General features: G+C 62.2%; 20 protein-coding genes and 2 pseudogenes. 15 read left to right on the top strand and 7 right to left on the bottom strand.

The window, feature by feature from the left end; all coding sequences use genetic code 11:
• Position 1: 1 nt before the first annotated feature.
• Positions 2-1,456, bottom strand: coding sequence for a dihydropyrimidinase (hydA, locus tag ACP2YO_RS41320; RefSeq protein ID WP_426436934.1), 1,455 nt, complete (start codon positions 1,454-1,456; stop codon positions 2-4).
• A 314-nt stretch (positions 1,457-1,770) separates the two neighbouring features.
• Between hydA and ACP2YO_RS41315 the strand changes: the two genes are divergently transcribed.
• Entirely contained in the window at positions 1,771-2,319 is a 549-nt protein-coding gene (locus ACP2YO_RS41315) for a carboxymuconolactone decarboxylase family protein (RefSeq protein WP_426436933.1), read from the top strand.
• A gap of 60 nt (positions 2,320-2,379) precedes the next feature.
• On the opposite strand, the gene ACP2YO_RS41310 is transcribed toward ACP2YO_RS41315, so the two are convergent.
• The gene (locus ACP2YO_RS41310) at positions 2,380-3,327 is read right to left on the bottom strand and encodes a GlxA family transcriptional regulator (protein ID WP_426443444.1); all 948 of its coding nucleotides are present in this window, start codon (positions 3,325-3,327) and stop codon (positions 2,380-2,382) included.
• Positions 3,328-3,426: 99 nt separating this feature from the next.
• On the opposite strand from ACP2YO_RS41310, the gene ACP2YO_RS41305 reads away from it, so the two are divergent.
• The 3 genes from ACP2YO_RS41305 (at position 3,427) to ACP2YO_RS41295 (ending at position 5,192) form a co-directional block, all read left to right on the top strand.
• Complete coding sequence (locus tag ACP2YO_RS41305) at positions 3,427-4,137, top strand: DJ-1/PfpI family protein (RefSeq protein ID WP_426436932.1); 711 nt, start codon at positions 3,427-3,429, stop codon at positions 4,135-4,137.
• Between the two features lie 132 nt (positions 4,138-4,269).
• Entirely contained in the window at positions 4,270-4,692 is a 423-nt protein-coding gene (locus ACP2YO_RS41300; RefSeq protein WP_426436931.1) for a nuclear transport factor 2 family protein, read from the top strand.
• A gap of 83 nt (positions 4,693-4,775) precedes the next feature.
• Complete coding sequence (locus ACP2YO_RS41295; RefSeq protein WP_426436930.1) at positions 4,776-5,192, top strand: DoxX family protein; 417 nt, start codon at positions 4,776-4,778, stop codon at positions 5,190-5,192.
• Between the two features lie 81 nt (positions 5,193-5,273).
• Here the strand turns inward: ACP2YO_RS41295 and ACP2YO_RS41290 are convergent, their stop codons facing one another.
• Positions 5,274-5,756 carry a hypothetical protein gene (locus ACP2YO_RS41290; protein WP_426436929.1) on the bottom strand — a complete coding sequence of 161 codons (483 nt, stop codon included), beginning with the start codon at positions 5,754-5,756 and terminating at the stop codon, positions 5,274-5,276.
• Between the two features lie 249 nt (positions 5,757-6,005).
• Between ACP2YO_RS41290 and ACP2YO_RS41285 the strand changes: the two are divergent.
• The 6 genes and pseudogenes from ACP2YO_RS41285 to ACP2YO_RS41260 form a co-directional block, all read left to right on the top strand.
• A pseudogene (locus ACP2YO_RS41285) lies at positions 6,006-7,069 on the top strand (amidohydrolase family protein).
• A gap of 216 nt (positions 7,070-7,285) precedes the next feature.
• On the top strand, positions 7,286-8,398 hold the full coding sequence (locus ACP2YO_RS41280; protein WP_426436928.1) for an amidohydrolase family protein: 1,113 nt from the start codon (positions 7,286-7,288) through the stop codon (positions 8,396-8,398).
• Between the two features lie 69 nt (positions 8,399-8,467).
• Positions 8,468-8,881, top strand: coding sequence for a Rieske (2Fe-2S) protein (locus ACP2YO_RS41275; RefSeq protein WP_426436927.1), 414 nt, complete (start codon positions 8,468-8,470; stop codon positions 8,879-8,881).
• A 102-nt stretch (positions 8,882-8,983) separates the two neighbouring features.
• The gene (locus ACP2YO_RS41270) at positions 8,984-10,465 is read left to right on the top strand and encodes an aldehyde dehydrogenase (protein ID WP_426436926.1); all 1,482 of its coding nucleotides are present in this window, start codon (positions 8,984-8,986) and stop codon (positions 10,463-10,465) included.
• A 211-nt stretch (positions 10,466-10,676) separates the two neighbouring features.
• Positions 10,677-11,294 carry a glutathione S-transferase family protein gene (locus ACP2YO_RS41265; protein WP_426436925.1) on the top strand — a complete coding sequence of 206 codons (618 nt, stop codon included), beginning with the start codon at positions 10,677-10,679 and terminating at the stop codon, positions 11,292-11,294.
• A 60-nt stretch (positions 11,295-11,354) separates the two neighbouring features.
• Positions 11,355-12,298 (top strand): annotated as a pseudogene (locus ACP2YO_RS41260) (pyridoxamine 5'-phosphate oxidase family protein); the annotation flags it as partial.
• Between the two features lie 63 nt (positions 12,299-12,361).
• On the opposite strand, the gene ACP2YO_RS41255 reads toward ACP2YO_RS41260, so the two are convergent.
• Both ACP2YO_RS41255 and ACP2YO_RS41250 read right to left on the bottom strand, forming a co-directional pair.
• The gene (locus ACP2YO_RS41255) at positions 12,362-13,384 is read right to left on the bottom strand and encodes an SAM-dependent methyltransferase (RefSeq protein ID WP_426436924.1); all 1,023 of its coding nucleotides are present in this window, start codon (positions 13,382-13,384) and stop codon (positions 12,362-12,364) included.
• A gap of 134 nt (positions 13,385-13,518) precedes the next feature.
• A complete protein-coding gene (locus ACP2YO_RS41250; protein WP_426436923.1) occupies positions 13,519-14,094 on the bottom strand; it encodes a TetR/AcrR family transcriptional regulator in 576 nt (191 codons plus the stop codon).
• Positions 14,095-14,216: 122 nt separating this feature from the next.
• Between ACP2YO_RS41250 and ACP2YO_RS41245 the strand changes: the two genes are divergently transcribed.
• The 4 genes from ACP2YO_RS41245 to ACP2YO_RS41230 all read left to right on the top strand — a co-directional run bounded on the left by ACP2YO_RS41245 (position 14,217) and on the right by ACP2YO_RS41230 (position 19,385).
• Positions 14,217-15,200 carry a zinc-dependent alcohol dehydrogenase family protein gene (locus ACP2YO_RS41245; RefSeq protein ID WP_426436922.1) on the top strand — a complete coding sequence of 328 codons (984 nt, stop codon included), beginning with the start codon at positions 14,217-14,219 and terminating at the stop codon, positions 15,198-15,200.
• A gap of 433 nt (positions 15,201-15,633) precedes the next feature.
• Positions 15,634-17,403: an adenylate/guanylate cyclase domain-containing protein gene (locus tag ACP2YO_RS41240; RefSeq protein ID WP_426436921.1), complete on the top strand. Its 1,770-nt coding sequence runs from the start codon at positions 15,634-15,636 to the stop codon at positions 17,401-17,403.
• Positions 17,404-17,445: 42 nt separating this feature from the next.
• Positions 17,446-18,357 (top strand): hypothetical protein, encoded by a 912-nt coding sequence (locus tag ACP2YO_RS41235; protein WP_426436920.1) that lies wholly within the window; start codon positions 17,446-17,448, stop codon positions 18,355-18,357.
• Positions 18,354-19,385, top strand: a complete 1,032-nt coding sequence (locus tag ACP2YO_RS41230; RefSeq protein ID WP_426436919.1) for a G1 family glutamic endopeptidase — start codon at positions 18,354-18,356, stop codon at positions 19,383-19,385. Before ACP2YO_RS41235 ends, ACP2YO_RS41230 begins: the two co-directional genes overlap by 4 nt.
• Positions 19,386-19,430: 45 nt before the next feature.
• Here the strand turns inward: ACP2YO_RS41230 and ACP2YO_RS41225 are convergent, their stop codons facing one another.
• Complete coding sequence (locus ACP2YO_RS41225; protein ID WP_426436918.1) at positions 19,431-19,715, bottom strand: hypothetical protein; 285 nt, start codon at positions 19,713-19,715, stop codon at positions 19,431-19,433.
• Between the two features lie 99 nt (positions 19,716-19,814).
• On the opposite strand from ACP2YO_RS41225, the gene ACP2YO_RS41220 reads away from it, so the two are divergent.
• Entirely contained in the window at positions 19,815-20,432 is a 618-nt protein-coding gene (locus tag ACP2YO_RS41220; RefSeq protein ID WP_426436917.1) for a cupin domain-containing protein, read from the top strand.
• 31 nt (positions 20,433-20,463) lie between these two features.
• Here the strand turns inward: ACP2YO_RS41220 and ACP2YO_RS41215 are convergent, their stop codons facing one another.
• On the bottom strand, positions 20,464-21,072 hold the full coding sequence (locus ACP2YO_RS41215) for a TetR/AcrR family transcriptional regulator (protein WP_426436916.1): 609 nt from the start codon (positions 21,070-21,072) through the stop codon (positions 20,464-20,466).
• Between the last annotated feature and the right edge of the window lie 53 nt (positions 21,073-21,125).

Below are 21,125 nucleotides of genomic sequence, written 5' to 3'. Positions count from 1 at the left end.
GTCATGGCGTGACGGGGCCGCGTGGAACGGCACGCGGCGCGGTCAATTCCTTCCAGGTCGAGTTCGCGACATGGACCGGCGGGAAGGCAGGCCGCTCGATGTAGCGGCCATCGCCCTTCTCGGCGCGAAGGTCGCCGTCCTTCCAGACGATCCTGCCGCGTGACAGCGTGATCGCCGGCGCGCCGGTGCAGGTGAAGCCTTCGAACACGTTGTAATCGATCCGGCTGAATTGCGTCTTGGCGCGGATCGCCTTGGTTGCCGCGGGATCCCACACCACGAGATCGGCATCGGAGCCGACGGCGACCGCGCCCTTGCGCGGATAGATGTTGAGGATGCGGGCGATGTTGGCCGACGTCACCGCGACGAACTCCTCCTTTGTCAACCGTCCAGTGCCGACGCCCGCGGTCCAGAGCAGGGGCATGCGGTCTTCCAGCCCGCCGGTGCCGTTCGGAATCTTGCGGAAATCGTCGAGCCCGAACCGCTTCTGCTCGGTCGTGAAGGCGCAATGGTCGGTCGCGACGACCTGCAGCGATCCCGCTTGCAGGCCGGCCCACAGGCTGTCCTGATGCACCTTGTCGCGGAACGGCGGCGACATCACGCGCTGCGCGGAATGGTTCCAATCCTTGCTTTCATATTCGCGCTGATCCAGCAGCAGATGCTGGATCAGCGGCTCGCCATAGACGCGCTTGCCCGCCGCGCGCGCCCGCGCGATCGCCTCATGCGACTCGCGGCAACTGGTGTGCACGACATAGAGCGGCGTGCCAGTCATGTCGGCGATCATGATGGCGCGGTTGGTGGCCTCGCCCTCGACCTCCGGCGGCCGCGAATAGGCGTGCCCCTCGGGCCCGGTGATGCCGCGCGCCGTCATCGCCTCCTGCATGCGCGCGATGATGTCGCCGTTCTCGGCATGCACCAGCGGCATCGCGCCGAGGCCGGCGCAACGGGCGAACGAATTGTAGAGCTCGTCATCATTCACCATCAGCGCGCCCTTGTAGGCCATGAAATGCTTGAAGGTGTTGATGCCGTAGGTCTTGACGACAATCTCCATTTCGTCGTGGATCTGCTTCGACCACGACGTCACCGCCATGTGGAAGCCATAGTCGGCAACCGCTAGCTCGGATTTGCGCCGCCAGTCCTGATAGGCCGACAGCAAGGACTGGCCGGGATCGGGAAGGCAGTGGTCGACCACCATCGTGGTGCCGCCGGTCAGCGCCGCCTTGGTGCCGGATTCAAAATCATCAGCAGTGACGGTGCCCATGAAGGGCATTTCGAGATGGGTGTGCGGATCGATGCCGCCCGGCATTACATAGCAGCCGCCGGCATCGATGATCGCGGTGCCCGCGGGCGCATCGATCGCGCTGGCGACTGCGGCGATGTTTTCGCCGTCGATCAGGACGTCGGCGCGGCGCGAATGATCGTGATTGACGACGGTGCCGCCGCGGATGAGGAGGGGCATGATGTCTCCGGGGAACGGTTGCGCGATGTTGGAGCGGGGGATCGCACTCAGCGTAAGCCGCGCGATTACCCTGTGACAGGTGAAAATTTAGTCAGTCGCTGAACCGTTCGTGAGCGTGAGCGCCCTATGTGCCAATCGGAACATTCGCTGCCATTCGGGCCGTTGGCGGGGAAGGTGGGGACTTTGGCGAAGCCTTCCCGCTGGGGGCGACTAGATAGCCGTCATCGAACTTTTCCGAGATCGCAGTCGCCGAGTTGCTCACGCTCGCACGCGAGGATCTCGGACTCGTTCAAGTCCAGCAAAAGGCTGTTCCGATGCAAAAGTTTCCGGTCCACACAATCGAATCCGCGCCTGAAGCCTCCAAGTCAGCTCTGCGAGACGTGCAGGCACGGTTCGGGATGATCCCCAATCTCGCCGGCGCGATGGCGACCTCGCCGGTGCTTGTTCAGGCCTTTATCGGCATCTTCGACAAGGTGCACGGCGGCAACTTCACCGAGCCGCAGATCCAGACCGTGCTTCTTACTGACGCGGTCACCAACGGCTGCACCTGGGCGGTCGCGCTCCATTCGGCGCTAGCCCTGCAGGCGGGCCTGGATACGGCTGACATCGAGGCGATGCGCGCCGGCCGTTCGCCATCCAATAAGCAACTCGGCGCGCTCTCGACCTTGGCGAGGACGCTGATCGAAAAGCGCGGGCGGCTCGACGCTCCGGATATCGAGCGCTTTGTGGCGGCCGGGTTCAGCAAGGAACTGCTGCTCGAGGCGATCACCATCGTCGCTGCGTCGACCATCACCAACTACACCGGCAGCGTGACCAACCCGCCGCTGGAGGAGATGTTACAGGCGCATGCCTGGAACGGTTGAGCCGTCTCGTTCACGCGTCAAGCACTGTACAGCGGCCGCACGGCCGCCGTACCCTTTTGATCAGGTGAATCTCGCCCTGTAGTCCTGTGGCGTGGTGGCCAGCAACCGCACGAAACTGCGCCGCATTGTCTCCTCCGATCCAAAGCCGCAGCGTTGCGAGATGCGCTTGACCGGCATTCGTGTTTCCGAAAGCAGGTGCCGCGCGCCTTCGACCCTTAGCCGTTCGATCGCGCGCGCCGGTGTCAGCCCGGTTGCATCGGCATAGTGCCGGCTGAAGCTGCGCTCGCTCATGCCAGCCTGTTTCGCCAGTATCGGAAGCGAGAGATCACCGGCCAGATGGTTGCTGATCCAGTCATGCAGCGCGCTGAACCTGTCGTCGGTTGCCTGCAGCGACAGGATCTCGCTGAACTGCGCTTGTCCGCCGGGCCGCTTGAGAAAAACGACCAGATAGCGCGCGACCGCCAGCGCCGCTGCGCGGCCGAGATCCTCCTCCACCAGCGCCAGCGCGAGATCGATGCCGGATGTGACCCCGGCCGAGGTCCAGAACGAACCGTCGCGCACGAAGATCGGATCGGTTTCGACGCTGACGGCAGGAAAACGCCGGGCCAGTTCGGCGCAAAATCCCCAATGGGTCACGGCGCGCCGGCCATCGAGAACGCCGGATGCAGCGAGCAGGAACGCGCCGGTGCAGACCGATGCGGTGCGACGGGCCTGTCCGGCGCGCTTGCGCACCCAGTCCACCAGGACGGGATCAGCCGCCGCGGCGTTGACGCCGTCACCGCCGGGGATCACCAGCGTATCCACGGCAGCATCAGCAGCGGGGAGCGGATGCACCGCAAGCCCGACACCCGCCGATGCCTCGACCATGGGGCCGCCGTTGCCGACAATGCGGACCGTATAAGGCTCTGCGCTGCTGTCCTTCGACATCAGGGCGTTGGCCGATGCGAACACCTGCAGCGGGCCGGTGACATCGAGCAGTTGCACGGCCGGATAGGCGAGCACTTCGATCAGGCGGCTCCCGCTTGGCTGATAACGAGGGGGTTTTGGCGTCATCGCCGAAACGTGCCGCGATAGCCTTGCCTTGTCCATAGCGGAAGGGAGGCCTCAATGATTCCTCATGATGTTCATCTCAACATCGGCTCGCTGCTGTTCGAGGCGGTCGATCAAATCGATCTGACCGGTCCGTTCGAGGTGCTGTCGCGGATTCCGAATTCGACCTATCGCATCTACGGCAAGACCAAAGCCCCGGTGCGCGACGTCAAGGGATTGCGGCTGACGCCCGATGGCGTGCTGGCAGATGCGCCGCCGCTCGATGTCCTGCATGTGCCCGGCGGATTCGGCCAGCAAGCCCTGATGGAGGACGCGGAGGTGCTCGGCTGGATCCGTCAGCAGGCGGCCGGCGCATGCTGCATCTTTTCGGTTTGCACGGGTGCGCTGCTGTGCGGCGCGGCCGGCCTTTTGAAGGGACGCAGGGCGACGACTCATTGGGCGTCGTTTCATCTGCTGCCGTTTTTCGGCGCGATCCCCGTCAACGAACGCGTGGTGGTGGACGGCAGTTACGTCTTCGCCGCGGGTGTCACGGCGGGTATCGACGGCGCGTTGCGGCTCGCGGCCGAATTGCGCGGCGACGACGCTGCACGGGCGATCCAGCTCTACATGGCCTATGCGCCGGAGCCGCCCTTCAATAGCGGCACGCCGGAGACGGCGCCGCCCGCAATCCTCCGAGAGGCCCGGCGGGCGGTGCAGGCGATCACGGCGCAGCGAGAAGAAACGGCACGCCGCGTCGCTGCGAGGCTTGGCGTCGTTGTCCAGGGATAGCTGAGCGGCGGCCTCGCCTCAGGATTCCCGCCCAAGCCGTGGGTCAAAAATGGAAACGATGACTTTCCATCATCTCTATTTCAATCGCAATCGGACAGGGCCAGTTTGAGAACGCAACGACGGAGTTCTCAAATGGCCACGCATCTGAACGAGAAGAACTTGGCCGATACCGGGTCCCCGGTGGCCGACGACGCAAAGCTCATTGCGACACTGCTGGAGCGCAATCTCGCTGAGGTCTTCGGCGAGAATGACCCGGAGCGCCGGAGGGCTGTGATCTCCGAGATCTACGCTGACGATGCAGTCGTGCACGCTCCTACCGGCGCCATCGTGGGACACGATGCGCTCGACAAGTTCGCGGGTGATCTTCGGAGCACGCATCCCCACTACGTCTATACGCCGTCTGGAGCGCCGCAGGTGCTGCACGACTCCGCTCGCCTGGCTTGGGGCTCGGGCCCCAAGGGCGAGCCTCCGCGATACTCCGGCGAGGACTTCATCCTGGTGCGGAACGGCAAGATCACAACTCTCTACGTCTACCTGGATTCACCGCCCGTCTGATCCCCCGGGAAACAGACGTTTTCCACCAAGTGGCAGGCGCAGACGCGTCATCGTTACTTCAAACAAGCACAGGAGCTACTACCATGGATACCACCCGTTATGCTTCCTTCGTCGGCCGGCTGCTGATCGGCCTTCCGTTCGCAATGAGCGGTTTCGGCAAGCTCGTCGCATATGGAGCGACGACCGCCTATATCGCCTCGGCAGGACTGCCGGTGCCGCCGTTAGCCTATGCGATCGCGGTTCTCGTCGAACTCGGCGGCGGGTTGCTGCTGATCGCGGGTTATCAGGCGCGTTCGGTCGCGCTGGCGCTGGCCGTGTTCTCGCTGGCAGCGGCAGTCTCGTTCCACAACAACTTCGCCGACCAGAACCAGATGATCCACTTCCTCAAGAACGTGATGATGGCGGGCGGTCTGCTTCAGATCGTGGCCTTCGGCGCCGGCGCGATCAGCCTTGACGCGCGCAACAGAGGCGCCATCGCTCAAGCGGCGCACGCCCGTTGAACAGCTTGCGTCGCAGAAAGCCCGCCGGTGACGGCGGGCTTTTGTCGTGCTTTACGCTGAGATGATCCAAGAGTGCCCGTCTTAATTCCCCGGCTCGAACGTGCAGTCGGCGCCGCCGCCGGCGTTTTCCTTGATCACCTTCGGATCGAGGGTGCAGGAGAGCTTGGTCAGCCCCTCGAAGATCGTGCCGGCGGCGCCGTCGGAGGGCACGCCCGCCAGCGCTTCGGTGGCGAAGATCTCGTTGGCCTCGCGGCCCTTCACGGTGCTGACGTGGCTGCCGAAGGTCAGCTCGCAGGAGCGCGAGGTGATGTCGACATTGCTGGCACGGCAAAGGATCTTGTCCGCCGTCACAATGATCTTCTTCGCATAGGGGACGCTGCTGTTGCCGGCGAAGAACGCGGCGACCGCCTTCTTCTCGGCGGCCGGCAGCGGCGAATGGGGTGCGACCACACCGGCCAGCGCCAGCGCCACGGAGCCCGAGGCTGTCGCGGGCGCGGCCGCGGCGGCGGAGACCGAGGCCACCGACAATAAACATGCGAGGATCGTCAATTGGCCCAATCTCATCTTTGCCTCCCGAGTTCGGCGTGCTTTCCGTGGCACGGAACCGCTACCATGGCTCGCAATCCTAAGGGGTGACGCCATTCACAGGCGTCCCTAACGTTCGCGTGAGCAGACCGCCGCGCGGATAAGGCAGACCGGACCCGCGTCTATCAGCTTGCAGGATTGGGCTATCGGCGTCACAGTCGGAGCTTGCGGCAGCGATGCCGCCAAGAATCAAGACCAAGAAGACGGAACAAGGGTTCGAGGAACGCCATGGCGGCCATGCGCATCGACTGCGATATCCATCCCGCGGTGGGGGAACGCGCACCACGCTGCTGCCGTATCTCAACGATCACTGGAAAGAACAGGTGGTCAGCCGCGCCATCGACGGGCTCGATCTCAATTCCTATCCGCCGTCGATGCCGCTGAGCGGGCGTGCTGACTGGCGGCCGGCCGACGGCAGCAAGCCCGGCAGCGATCTCGCCATGGTGCAGCGCGGCGCATTCGACCAGCTCGGTGCCAGCCATGCGATCTGTAACGTGGTCTATGGCGCGCAGGCGGTGTTCGATCCCTATATGGCCGCCGACTTCTGCAAGGCGATCAACGACTGGATCGCCGCCGAATGGCTCGCAAAGGACAGGCGGCTGCGCGCCTCGATCGTGGTGCCGATCCAGGCGCCTGATCTGGCCGTCGAGGAGATCGAGCGCAGGGCCAGCGACAACAGATTCGTGTCGGTGCTGCTGCCCTCGCAGGGCGAGATGCTGCTCGGGCGGCGGCATTACTGGCCGGTCTACCAGGCGGCGGAGAAGCACAGGCTGCCGATCGCGATCCACGCCGGCAGCATGTACCGAGGGGCACCGAGCTCGATCGGCTGGCCGTCCTATCGCTACGAATATTATCTGGCGGAAGCGCAGGCATTTCAGGCGCAGACGCTGAGCCTGATCTATGAGGGTGTGTTCGGCAAGTTTCCGGGCCTCAAGGTCGTGCTGATGGAATCAGGCGTGAGCTGGCTGCCAACGTTCATGTGGCGCGCCAACAAAACCTGGCGCGGCGTGCGTGTCGAGGTGCCCTGGGTCGAGCGCGAGCCGGCGGCGATCATCCGCGATCATTTCCGCGTCACCATGCAGCCGTTCGACGGGCCGCCGGACGCTGTGGGTGTCGAAGACGTCATCGACCAGATCGGCTCGGACAAGATGTTCCTGTTCGCGTCGGACTATCCGCATTGGCAGTTCGACGGCGACGACCCGATTCCGCCGCATCTGCCGAAGAGTATCGTCGCGCGGATGTGCGAAGACAATCCGCTCGAAACCTTTCCGCGCCTGAAGCTGGACTCGTGAGCATGATCGAGTTTGATCGAGCTTTCGCGTCATCGGCGGCGCCTTACCTCTCCCCAGCGGGGAGAGGTCGGCGCGCAGCGACGGGTGAGGGGGCGCAGGTCTCACGAGGGACGGTAAGGCCCTCACCCGGATTGCATCTAGCGATGCAATCCGACCTCTCCCCAATGGGGAGAGGTGCGGATACGGCTGACCTCGAAGACAACACAGGAGGATTGCATGAGTGATGTCATCGACCGCCCGATGCTCGGGCAGGAGAAGACCGCCGCGACGCGGCTGAGGATCATCGATTGCGATATCCATCCGAGCATCCATTCGCACAGCGATCTCAACGAATTCCTGCCGAAACGCTGGCAGCAGCATCTGAAGGAATATGGCAGCCATCTGCGAACGCCCTATATCGGCACCACGCCCTATCCGCGGTCATCGCCCTTGATCGCGCGGCGCGATGCCTGGCCGCCGACCGGCGGTGTGCCCGGCTCCGACCTCGAATTCATGCGCAAGCAGCATCTCGATCCGTTCGATGTCGAGTTCGGGATTCTGCAGGTGCTCGATCTCTTCATCTTCTCGCAGCAGAACCTGGAATTTGGCGCCGCGATCCAGCGCGCCATCAATGATTGGCAGCTGGCGTTCTGGGCGCACCGCGATCCCCGATTGAAGGCCTCGATCCTGATCGGGCAGGATGGCTCCGACCTCGCCCTCGCCGAGATCGAGCGCTGCGCCAGGACCGGCGAATACATCCAGATCAACGTCTCGCCGCGCGCCAATGAGCCGCTCGGCCGGCGCGGCTATTGGCCGATCTATGCGCGTGCGCAAGAGCTCGACCTGCCGCTCGGCATCCATGTCGGCGGCTATGGCGGGCATGCGCCGACCGGCGGCGGCTGGCCGTCCTATTACTGCGAGGAGCATCAGTCCAATGCGCATACGATGGCGTCGATGCTCACCAGCCTGGTGCTGGAAGGCGTTCCCGAGCGCTTCCCGAAGCTGAAGATCGTGTTCATCGAGGGCGGCTTCGGCTGGATCCCCTCGGCGATGTGGCGGATGGACCAGCATTTCGAGCGCTTCCGCAGCGAGGTGCCGCATCTCAAGCGCAAGCCGAGTGAGTATGTGAAGCAGAGCTTCTGGTTCACGACGCAGCCGATCGACGAGCCTGATGAAGCAAAACATCTGCGCTCACTGATCGAATGGGTCGGCATCGATCGGCTGCTGTTCTCGTCAGACTATCCGCACTGGGACTATGACGACGCGCGCTACGCCTTCAAGACGCCGCTGACCGAGGCCGAGCGGCGCAAGATCTTCAATAGTAACGCGCGCGCGGTCTACAAGTTCTGACTCTTGTTTTGACGCGTTTTCTTCACGCGAACCGGAAGTCCACTTCGCTCGAAAACGCTATGAGGTTCTATGGCTCGTCACATTGTCGCGCGCACCAGCGATATCCCGGCCGGCGGCAACAAGGTCGTCGGCGTTGAGGGGCGCGACATCGTCGTGTTCCACGTCAACGGTGAATTCTTCGCGCTGCTCAATCGCTGTCCGCATGAGGGCGCGCCGCTGGAGAAGGCGGCTTGTGTCGCGCGCCTGACCTCGCCGGAGCCCGGCATCTACCAACGCGACCGCGTCGGCGAGATGCTGCGCTGTCCCTGGCACGGCTGGGAATTCGACATGCGCAACGGCCAGTCCTGGTTCGATCCCAACCGGTTCAGGATCCGCTCCTATCCGGTTGCGGTCGAAAGCGGCGAGGCGTTGCAGAAGGGACCTTACGTGGCCGAGACGTTTCCGGTGCATGTCGAGGACAATTACGTGATCGTCGAACTGTAGGGCGTGAGCCCGTGAAACGGCGTTGATGCGCCTTCGTTGTCACGACGTCACGGAATACATCATATCGTTTGTCAGCCGTGTCTGCCTCGACGGGAGGGTACCGTGAAGACCTATCAGCTTTTCATCAACGGCCAGTATGTCGATCCTGCCAAGGGCGAATGGTTCGAGACGATCGATCCCTATCGCGGCGAGGCCTGGGCGAAGATTCCGCGTGGTTCGGCCGCCGATGCCGACAAGGCCGTGAAGGCCGCCAATGAGGCGATGTGGCGCGGTCCGTGGCCGAAGATGACGGCGTCGGCGCGCGGCAAGGCGATGCGCAAGCTCGGCGACCTCGTCGCTGCGAATGCCGAGCGCCTTGCCGAGATCGAGGTGCGCGACAACGGCAAGCTGATGGCGGAGATGCTGGGCCAGGTCCGCTACCATCCGGAATGGTGGTGGTATTTCGGCGGCCTCGTCGACAAGCTCGAAGGCGGCCTGGTGCCGATCGACAAGCCGGATACCTTCGCCTACACGACGCATGAGCCGGTCGGCGTTGTCGCAGCGCTCACTGCCTGGAATTCGCCGCTGCTGTTTGTGGCCTGGAAATGCGCCGCCGCGCTTGCCGCAGGCTGTGCCGTTGTCGTCAAGCCGTCGGAATTCACCTCTGCCAGCACGCTCGAATTCGCCGCGCTGACGAAAGAGGCCGGGATTCCGGATGGCATCTTCAACGTGGTCACCGGTTTCGGGCCCGAGATCGGCAGCGAGCTGATCGCGCATCCCGGCGTCGCCAAGATCACCTTTACCGGATCGGATACGACCGGCGCGAAGGTCTATGAGACCGCGGCGAAAAGCCTGAAGCGCGTGTCGCTCGAGCTCGGCGGCAAGTCTCCCAACATCGTGTTCGAGGATGCCGATCTCAGCGCCGCCGCGGCGGGCGCGATCTCCGGCATCTTCGCTGCCACGGGGCAGACCTGCATCGCCGGATCTCGCCTCCTGGTGCAGAACTCGATCAAGGACAAGTTCGTCGAACGCGTGCTGGAGGTGGCGCGGACCGCCAAGATCGGCGACCCGATGCGCTCGGACACCAATGTCGGTCCGATCACCACGCCCGCACAGTACAAGAAGGTGCTCGATTACATCGATATCGCGAAGGCGGAGGGCGCGCGCTGTCTGCTCGGCGGCAAGCCGGCCTCCGGCGATGGCATCATCGGCGGCCAGTTCGTCGAGCCGACGATCTTTACCGACGTCGACAACACCATGCGAATCGCGCGCGAGGAGGTGTTCGGGCCGGTGCTCTCGATTATCGGCTTCGACACCGAGGACGATGCCGTTCGCATCGCCAACGACACGATCTATGGCCTTGCTGCCGGCATCTGGACCAAGGATCTCGCGCGCGCCATCCGCGTGCCGAAACTGCTGCGCGCCGGCACCGTGTGGGTGAACACCTACCGGGCCATCAGCTACATGATGCCGTTCGGCGGCATGAAGTTTTCGGGCGTCGGACGCGAGAGCGGCATCGACGCGGTCCGCGAATATCAGGAAACCAAGAGCGTCTGGATCTCGACCGCGCAGGACGTTCCGGCCAACCCGTTCGTGATGCGCTGAACAATAACGAAGCCGCCGCTCCCTGGGGCTTCGCCGCGCACCGGCGCACAGCCGCCGGACTGCTTATGGCCCCGTTTTGGCTGAGTCCTAATTGTTGCAATTGTTGCAACAATGAAGTGATAAATCCAATAATTATCATTTTTGGTGCAATTAATTATTCTCTGTGTCGCGGATCGGGAATGACCCCGTTCTCGGTGCAGGGAAAGCCACCATGAAGCTCTATTATTATCCGCTGTCGGGCCACGCGCATCGCGCGCGCCTGTTCATTTCTCTGTTGGGCATTCCACACGAACTGGTGGAAGTGGACCTGGGGACCGGGGCGCACAAGACGCCGGAGTTCCTCGCGCTCAATTCCTTCGGCCAGGTTCCGGTGCTGGACGACAGCGGCACGATCGTTTCCGATTCCAACGCGATCCTGGTCTACCTCGCCACCAAACTCGGCCGCACCGACTGGCTGCCCGCGGATGCCAAGGGCGCCGCCGCCGTGCAGCGCTGGCTGTCGGTCGCCGCAGGAGAGATCGCCTATGGCCCCGCTGCGGCGCGGCTCGTCACCGTGTTCGGCGCGAAGTTCAATCCGGAGGACGTGATCGGCCGCGCGCATGTCGTGCTGAAGCGGCTTGAGGCTCATCTGGCCGACCGCGACTGGCTGGTTGGCGAACGTCCCACGATCGCGGACGTGGCGCTCTACAGCTATCTGTCCAGCGCGCCCGAAGGCAACGTTGACCTCGCGGCATATCCCCACGTCAACGCCTTGCTGCGCCGGATCGAGGCGCTGCCGGGCTTCGTGCCCTTCGCCAAGACCGCCGTCGGTCTGGCGGCTGCTGCATGACGCGTTGACCGGGCGCGCCGCCGGGACGCGCCCGTCCAACCCGAAGGGGAGGGCGAGACCATGAGCGACAGGCGATCGAAGAGCAGATTGGCGACCTGGCATGCCGGGGAAAAGGCAATCCAGCAGAAGGTCGGTGTCGCCGAGCGGATGGAGGCCGTGGGCCAGCGGGCGGTGCGGGATTTCATGCCCGACCAGCACCGCGAGTTCTACGCACAGATTCCCTTCATCGTGTTGGGCAGCGTGGACCGCAAGGGCGACGCATGGGCAACTTTGTTGGCGGGCAGGCCCGGCTTCATCTCGTCACCAACACCGCGCAGCCTCGAGATCGATGCCAAGCCCGATCCGAGCGATCCCGCGAGCGAGGGCGCGCAAGAAGGCGACGCCATTGCGCTGCTGGGGATCGAGCTGCACACGCGCCGCCGCAACCGCGTCAACGGAATGCTTTGCCCTTCGTCCGGCAAGGCGCTCGGCTTCGACGTCGATCAGAGTTTTGGCAATTGTCCGAAGTATATCCAGCTGCGGGATTTCAGGTTCGTTCGCGAGCCGGACGAGCCGTTCACGGGAGCGATCGAAGAGAACTCCAGACTCGATCAAGCCGCGTGCGACATGATCAGGGCGGCGGACACGTTCTTCGTCGCATCCTACGCCGAGCGCGAGGACCGTCGCCAGGTCGACGTCTCGCATCGCGGAGGCAATTCGGGCTTCGTCCGCGTCGGCGATGACGGGACGCTAACGATTCCCGATTTTGCCGGCAATCTGTTCTTCAACACGCTCGGCAACATCCTGCTGAACGGCAAGGCCGGGCTGGTGTTCGTCGATTTCGAGACCGGCGATACCCTGCAGATGACGGGCGACGCGGAGGTGATCCTGGATTCACCCGAGATCGCGGCGTTTCAGGGCGCCGAACGTCTTTGGAGTTTCCGCGCTCGTCGGATGGTGCGCAGGCGAGGCGCGCTGCCGCTGCGCTGGTCTTTCAGGACAGACGGCGGTCGCCGAACTCGCTGAAGCGCGCGGTCTTGGAGCGTTTCGAGCGAAGTGGACGCCGGTTCGTGTAAAGGGGATCGAATTCAGCTTGCGCTTTGATCCGCCTGTGCCGTTTGAGGGGCCGCTTCGTTGAGCCGTGCTGTTTTCGGCTTGATGGCGAGCACGGTGTTGTAGGGGTTGCCGAACACGAAGACCTTCGATGTGCGCCAGATGATCTTTTCCAGCTCCACGAAGGTACGCATCTTCAACCGGTACTTCCACAGCATCAGGTGTTGAAAGAAGTTCCAGGTCAGGCCCCAGGCCCAGAACGGCAGACGCCGGTAGCGGATCGGGCCGAAGTTGAGCTGGCGCATCTTGTGGACGAGAAGATTGGCGCCGACAAAATTGTAGCGCCAGTTGTCGAAGAAGGCGGTGACGCTCCGGTAATCCTCCTCGCGCCGGCAATGATCCAGCGATCCCGGTGTGAGGATCAGCAGGCGGCCGCCCGGTTTGAGCATTCGCCAGCATCGCGCAAGCCAGGCGTCGAGATTCTTGGTGTAGCCGATCGACTCCAGCGAATAGATCGCATCGAAACTTTCATTTGGGAGATCGAGGCTGTCGAAATCAGTGACGATGACCTGTCCACGTCCGCCGAGTTTCGCAAATTTGCGCTGGCAGATGTCGGCTTGCACGGATGAATTGGTCACGCACACGATCTCGATGTTGCTCCGGCTGGCGAGATAGGCGGCGGCAGCGCCGGATCCGCACCCCAGATCCAGGAATCGCATCCCGTCCTTGGGTTTCAGAAGACCGTATTCGGCTTCGTAAGGTCGCGAAAATGGCGTTCGGGGGAACACGCACGTGCTGTAGTTGGCCTGCTCGTCGCGATACGTGCCGAACACGTCGTCATATGTCCGCGTCTCGTCATCGTGCTTGAGGAAATCGTCCGGCCGTGGGGCCCACTCGACCAATTGGCGCTGCTCGAACGGATTCAGTGCGTGGCCGATCTCGCTCGCGTCTCTCGGATGCGTCACCAGCAGGAAAAGGATGTAATGAAGAAGATTGTATGCCACGAACAACGCGACGATGATCGCCGCGGCGAACAGAAATATGTGAACTATGTCCAAGGTCGCTCCTGACTGGTGAAGCGTTCTGAACGCGGTGGGCATTCCTATGGAGGTAGCGCCGCGCTCAAACGATACTATGCGTTGCAATTATACGATTTTATGTCTGTGTTGGGGAAGCCGACGCGGATCGATGATCAGGCGACCAGGTTCATGACCTGGTCGATCACGGCTTTTACCCGCTTCGAATCCGGGGTCTGATGTGCTAGCGCCATCAGTCCCGAATGCACGACCATGATGGTGTGCGCGGTGATGTCAGGGTCAAAGCCCTTCTTGAACTGGGCGCGATCGGCACGAAGCCGCGCGCGCAGCAGTTCCTCGAGGCGCTTGTTGTAGCGTTCGATGCTCTTTCGTACCCCGACCTGGTCGAGTGAACCGTCGGTTGCCGAGTTGACCGACAGGCAGCCGTGCTGGCCCTTCTCGCCCGAACAATAGGGGATGAACCCGGTAAGCCACTGTCTGACGGCGTCGCGGGCCAAGCCAGGTTGCGCCAGGGTCCGCTCGGCCCAGCCAAGGATGCCGTCGTGATAGCGATCCAGCACCCTCAGGAATAGCGCATTCTTGTCGCCGAAGGCGGCATAGAGGCTGGGTTTTGCCACGCCGCTCGACGCTGTGATCTCGTCGAGCGAGGTCGCCTGAAAACCCTTCTGCCAGAACATTTGGCGGGCGATGTCCAGAACATCATTTGGATCGAAGCTGCGCGGCCTTGCCATGATGCTTTTTTATGTACTCCCGCGTCGGATGTGAAGCCCTCAACTCACCGTGAACGCCTTGACTGGAGGCGTATCCGATGCATTCTATACCCAGTAGTACATAACAAGCCAGGAGAACGCCCATGAAGTCGGTTCAAGTCGTAGCATTTGGAAAGCCCGCCGAAGTCATCAAGCTGAACGAAGTCGCCGACGTCGGTATCCCCGGGCCCAACGAGGTCGTGGTCGCGGTCGAGGCGGCACCGATCAACAGTTCTGACTTCCTGATCGCCGCGGGCCGCTACGGCACTCTGCCAACGCCGCCGGCCACGCTCGGGATCGAGGGTGTTGGCCGGGTCATCGCCAGGGGATCGCAGGTGACGAACCTGAAGGAGGGCGACCGGACGCTGATTCCCTTCATGACGCCGACCTGGACCGAACGCGTCAAGTTCGCGGCATCCTGGCAGCGTCCTTTGCCGGAACAGGCCGATATCGCGCAATTGTCCATGGTCGGGGTCAACCCGGCGACCGCCTATCTGTTGCTGACCGACTTCGTGAAGATTCCGCGGGGTGGATGGGCGATCCAGAATGGCGCCAATTCGGCGACGGCGCGTGCGGTCATCGCGATCGCGAAATCGCTCGGAATCCGGCTGGTCAATGTCGTGCGGCGCGAGGACGTGGTGTCCGAAGTCAAGTCACTCGGGGCAGACGTGGTACTGGTCGACGGCCCGGACCTGGCCAAGCGCGTCGCCAGGGAAACCGGCGGGGCGCCCGTCCAACTGGCGCTTGACGTGGTCGGCGGTTCGTCCACCCTGAACTTGATGAATTGCCTGGCGCCGAAGGGTGTCGTGGTGATCTACAGCGCAATGAGCGGGCAACCGTTCACTGGCTCGGCGCCGAGCATGATCTTCTCCGATCTATCCGTGCGCGCCTTCTGGCTCGGACATTGGGGCAAGGCCGCGACCGACGAGGCGATGGCCGCAATGTATGATCATCTCGTACCGATGGTCGCGTCTGGTGCGATCAGCGCGCCGATCGCGGCGACCTACGGCCTGGAAGGATTTGCGGAGGCGATCGGCAAGGCCGCGGCGTTCAAGGGAAAGGTGATCTTTACCCCCAACAAGGCGTGAGCGCGAAGATTCTGTACCCTTTGGTCAACAATCTTGTCCGCATATGGATTGCGTTGGCCGGTTCACTCCGCGGGCACGCCCGATTCAGGCGTGCCTGCCGGTTCGGTGTCAGCTACTTGATTGTCGAGGCTTAGGGCGAAGACTCCCCAGTCCGAGACACATGACCTGCCGAAAGTGTGGCGGCCTTGTCACCACATTTTCTTCAGTGCCTAACGATGCGGCTGAGGCGTGAGATTCGTCAGGGTCCGACGCCAAATCGAGCTCACGATGCGCGGTCTTGTCGCAGGCGAAGCAGTGCCGCGGTCGGTCAGCACCTCTGTCGATCGTGACTTCCTTTGCGACCTTGATGACGATATCCTTCTCGGATCAGTGGCCTGCTCCTTATACTGCAATTTTAAGAAGTATCGGTAAATTTCATAGAAGTATCAATAATATGACCCCATCGGTGCCGGAGGTCCGACGACGTCTTGCGGCAATCCTCGCAGCGGATGTGGTTGGCTATACACGTTTGATGGAGGCCGACGAGGCAAACACTCACACGCGGCTCATGCAGTTGCGGTCCGATGTCCTCGACCCCGGTGTCGCGGCGCAGAACGGCAGGATCGTCAAGAACACCGGCGATGGCTTTCTGGCAACCTTCGATACCGCGCGAGACGCGACACGTTGTGCTCTTTCGCTGCAGGAAGCGGTGGCTATCAATACGGCAGGAATGCCCGCTGACGAGCGCATCAGCTTTCGCATCGGGTTGAACGCTGCGGATATCATCGTGGAAAAAGATGACATCTACGGCGAGGGTGTGAACATTGCCGCGCGCCTTCAAACCTATGCGGCCGCGGGTGGTATTGTCGTTTCGGGCGCAGTTGCCGAGCAGCTTGGCAAGGATCTCAACGTCAGTGTGATTGATCTTGGCGACCTCCATCTTCGCAATATGGGCCGCCCGGTACGCGTTTATGCGCTCCATCCGTCCGTGCAGCCTGCGAAGCTTGTCGGGGAAGCGCTGGCGGGCTCGGAGCCTCGCCCCTCGATTGCAGTTCTGCCGTTCCGGATGAATTTGGCCACCCCGGACGAGGGATACTTCGCCGATGGCATCGTCGACGATATCATTCGCGGCCTCGCCGGGCTCAAGGAACTCTTCGTGGTTTCACGAGGGTCCAGCCTTGGCTTCGGCGGCCGCAATATTGACGTGCGCGAGATCGGCCGTCAGCTCGGGGTTCGTTACGTCCTCTATGGAGGAGTGCAGAGGACAATGACGACGGTCCGTATTGTGACTGAGCTCAGTGATGCCGAATCGGGAGAAGTCGTTCGTTCGGATTTGCATGAAGGCGACCTTGGAGAACTCTTTGCCTTTCAGGATCGCATTGCTATCAACGTTGTGAGACAGATTGCGCCGCAGGTCCGTGAGCGGGAGTGGATGCGGGCGATGCGCAAACACCCGCAGAATCTCACCGCCTACGATCTCGTGCTGCAGGCGCTCGAGCTGTTGTATCGGATGGACTACGACTCGTTTTCGAAGGCCAGGGGCTTGCTTGAGCAGGCCATATCGCATGACCCGAATTTTTCTCTGGCCTATGCCCACGTTGCTCTTTGGTACGTGTTCCGGATCGGAGAAATTGGATCGCCGGATCCGGACGGCGACGCGCTCGACGGCGCCCGATATGCAACGGAAGCCATCGAACGGAGTGCCGACGATGCGTTCGCGTTGGGGGTGTATGGCCATGTCCAGTCGTACTTGCTGCATGACTTTCAGAAGGCAAAGATAACTCTGGAGCGCGCCGTTGCCGCCGGCCCGAGTTCAGCGATGGCGTGGACCATGGCAAGCGCGACGTCGGGCTTTCTTGGTGACGGTCCCACGGCGGTGCGCCAAGGTGAGCAGGGCGTACGCCTTTCGCCGCTCGACTTCCGTTCGTTCTGGCACGAGGGATTGCTCGGCCAGGCCCATTACGTGAATGGCGACTATGAGCAGGCATTGGAATGGGTGCGTAGCGCTCTGAGCCGCAACGAGCTGATCCGCTTCAATCATCGTCTCCTCATCGTCACACTCAATGCCTTGGGTCGTCGCGAAGAAGCCGCGCGCGCGACGCGTCGCTACCTGCACATTCAACCGGGGTTCCGCGTATCGTCCTACGCGACGCGCTGCCCGTTTCGCGGCGCCGCCTTGGAAACCTGGCTCGGGCACCTGCGATCGGCGGGGCTTCCTGATTGACCTGCATTGCTGGCGACAACTGCCGAAAAAGGGAAAGACGTCATGACGGGCAACACGGGCAATACTGGTAACACTGGCAATACGGGAAACACCGGAAACACCGGAAATACAGGAAACGTCGGCGGTGATGGCTGGTTTATTTCCGACCGCGTCGACTTGCCATTCGTCACGAGGCTTGATCCTGCCGGCGCAAACGAGCTTGGCAGCCTGCGACGGACGCCACCGGCGCATTTCGGCAGTCGGCAATGGTCGGCGAACTGGTATGCGTGGCGTGTCTTGCACCAGATGGTGGCCAATGTTCCCGGTTGGGCGGCGACCGTCGATGGCGACGCTGCCCTCACGGCAATTCGGACCGACCTGGTCGCCAACTACGACCTGCAGATCGACAACCTTGTGCTTGCCGCGCGGGATGAACGGCCGGATGCCATGGGCCTCATCCTCTCGCAGGACGTGGAATTCTTCACGGATTTCCTCGCGGTGCTCACCGCCAGGCCCGGTTCGCATCCGCAAACCTGGCGCGTGTTGAATATCGCCAGTCTCATTGGATCCTTTGCGGCATTGTATTTCAAGGACAAATACGATTTGCCCAGGCCATCGCAGATATGTCCCGCATTGCTTCCGCCTATCCAGGTCCCCGGCCACGCATCTTGGCCAAGCGGGCATTCGACGCAGGCGCATTTGATGAAGAACTGCATGCTCAGGGTTTTTGCCGCAACACAAACGACGGCGACCTCGACGGCGATGTCTGCGGCCGACCAGGCGGTAATGAACTCCGATCTCTCCATTCTGGCGGATACGGTCGCTCGTAACCGCGAGATTGCCGGTGTGCACTATCCGAAGGATTCGGAAGGCGGCGTCCGGATAGCGGATTTGCTGGACAGCGCCATCCTGACTCCGAATGCAGTGCCGCTGTTTGACGGTGCGATCGCGGCTGCCGCGGGTGAATGGCAATGATCAAGCAGAAAGGGCGGAGCCCCACACTCGACCTCAAACGTCTGAGGAAGATCGTCAAGGATTCGACGAAGAGCCTTCTTCCCGCAGCCGGGTTTCGCCCATTGGACGCGTCGCAGGAAGAACTGACGAGGCTTGGGTTCCCAAGGCGGCCCGATCCGGCGCTTCAGCCGGCTGAGTACGCATTCTGGCAGCAGATGTTCGCTCCGACCGTGGAATTCGAGGTATTCGATTTCGAGGTACTTCCCCTCGTCACGACGCACAGCAGCAGCTTTTTCCAGCAATCGCCGCGGCGGCAAAGTAGCCTCAATTGGTCTGGTGCCTACATCATGCCGAGGGATGGCAAGGTATTTTCGTCGATCTGGGGGAGATTTCAGATTCCGGTGCCAGATGAGCCAGCCGGAGGCCGAGCCAGCGAGAAGTATCACAGTTCGACGTGGATCGGTTTTGATGGGCAGCGCCGGTATTACAGATCGACCCTGCCGCAAATTGGCACGGCGCAAAACATCGATCCGAGTTCGGGTGGCCCGACGAAGTCATTCTTCGCGTGGTGGCAATGGTGGGTGAGGGACGACCCGGCCCAGGCGTTGCCCATGACACTTATGTCGCCAGCGATTCACCCGGGCGATGTCGTCTTGTGCTTCATGCAGGTGGCGGACGATCGCGCCGGAGTATCATTCGTGATCACGAACCTTACAACCGGCCGCTCCGTGCAATTCTTTCAGACCGCGCCCCTGACCAGCACAGGGCAACCTTTCAAGGTTCCGGGAGCAACAGCGGAATGGGTGACAGAAAGGCCGGAGGACCCGCCATCTCCGACGCTCCTGCAGCTGCCGGACTACGGTACGGTCGATTTCCATGACTGTGGAGCGATGGCGATCAACCCGGATACCGGGACGATGGTGGAACGCAATCTCTCCGCCGCGAAGCTCATCGACATGTATGTCGTGAGACAATATCCGGAAAGAACCGTGAAGGTCTCGATCGCGAAGCCGGTCGATCCGACCGAATTCCTCACGTACTTTCGCTAGCGAAGCGCACCGCCCGACGGGCGGTGTCCGATTGGTCGAAATCAACTACTTGATCGTCGCGTGCACGGTGATAACCGATGTGCCGGAAGCGGCCGGCCCTTGACCCGTTGCCTTGATGGCGAACGTGTCGCTCCCCTTGTATTTGGCCTTCGCTTTGTATTCGAAGGTAGATGGGTCGACCTTCTTCAGCTTGCCGTATCCCGGCTTTTGCGAAATGGCCGAGTCAGTGACCGTGCCGCGTATCCCGATTGGAAACAGGCAGCTTTCTCCTGACTTGACATCAATGTCGCCGGTCGAATTCTGCCCCCAATCCGCCAGCGTTACCGACATTGAACACTCAGGTGGGGGCGGGGACGCGGCCCGTGCCAAAGACAGCGACAGGAAGCTCGGAGCGACGACAACCACCACCAAGGCGGCGACCCCTGACAAATGTGCAGTCAAGATACTAGTTCGCATGCAAGATCCACTGAGCTGGGCTTTGTTCTGGGTTTCACCGAGCGGCGGCGATCGGCGCTGGGACTTCCGGGAACAGACAAACGCGGCAATTGCGGCGACAGCAAGAGTTTCATTCGCGATCAAAATCTTGCAACGCGGACATGCTGTCGGCAACAAGACCTTCGTATTCGCGCTGCGATCCGATCGGGGTACAACTACGCAACGCTTGATAAGAAAGGGTGTCCAGTGGGTGAAAGCAAAGACGAGCAGGCAAGTCCCCAACATGCCGGGTTTGCGGGTGTCACGCGCAAGCTTCTCGAACGCCTTCCATTGACCGGCGATGACAGGGAACTTGTCGTGGTTGAGGTGACCTATCCAGCCGGTGGCGTTGCTCCGCTGCACCGGCATCCCGTGGGCGGCGTGATCTTCATCGTCGAAGGGATCGCCGAGTCCGCTTATGGCACCGATGAGCCGCGACAGTATCGGGCCGGCGAGACTTTGCAGGATCGGGCCGATATCCCGCACACATTGTTTCGCAATTGTGATCCGGAACGCCCGCTCCGCTTCCTGACCATCTACGCGCTCGAACCTGGACGCTCCTACACCATGTAGCCGTGAGGCAGGGATCCTTCGGGCAACGGCGCTACTCTTTCTTCCCCGTCAGCCCGTCGACCATCGCGCGGGTCAGCGTCGCGATCTCGTTGCGCAGCGCGGGAAGCGGCACCGCGATCAGCTTCTGCTCCAGCCCCAGCGTGACCATGCCGTGCACGGCGGAGAACAGGCTGCGCGCGGTGACGCCGAGCTGTGCAGACGAGCGCTGCGGAAACAGCGCGGCGAGCGGTTTATAGATGTGGCGGAATAATTCCATCTGCTCGCTGATGGCCCATTCCGGCACCGGCTTGCCGGGCTGCATCCGGTGCTCGAACAGCGCGCGCCACAGTTCGAGATTCTCCGCAGCGAAGTCGCAATAGGCGACCGCGATCCGCACCAGCATCTCGCGCGGGGTGGACGAGCCGCCGATCTCGGCAAGCGACAGCGAGGCGTCCAGCCGCGCCAGCGTGCGCGAGCCAACGCGCAGGATCAGCTCGTCGACATCCTCGACCAGATTGTAGACGCCGCCATTGGCGACGCCGATTTCCTGCGCTAATTCGCGGGTTTTCAGGCCGCCTAGACCTTTAGCCGCGATTGCGCGTTCCGCGGCCTCGATCAGCGCTTCGCGCAGTTTGGCACGTCTTTCCAATGCTTTGGACATGATTTACTCGCCGTTAATTATAGCTGTGAGCGTTGCTCAAATAACACTTGAGC

It is taken from the genome of Bradyrhizobium genosp. P (assembly GCF_049949265.1).
In the GTDB taxonomy this organism is placed as follows: Bacteria; Pseudomonadota; Alphaproteobacteria; order Rhizobiales; family Xanthobacteraceae; genus Bradyrhizobium.
The sequence above is the reverse complement of the archived record's forward strand: the minus strand, read 5'-3'. Positions and strand labels throughout refer to the sequence as shown.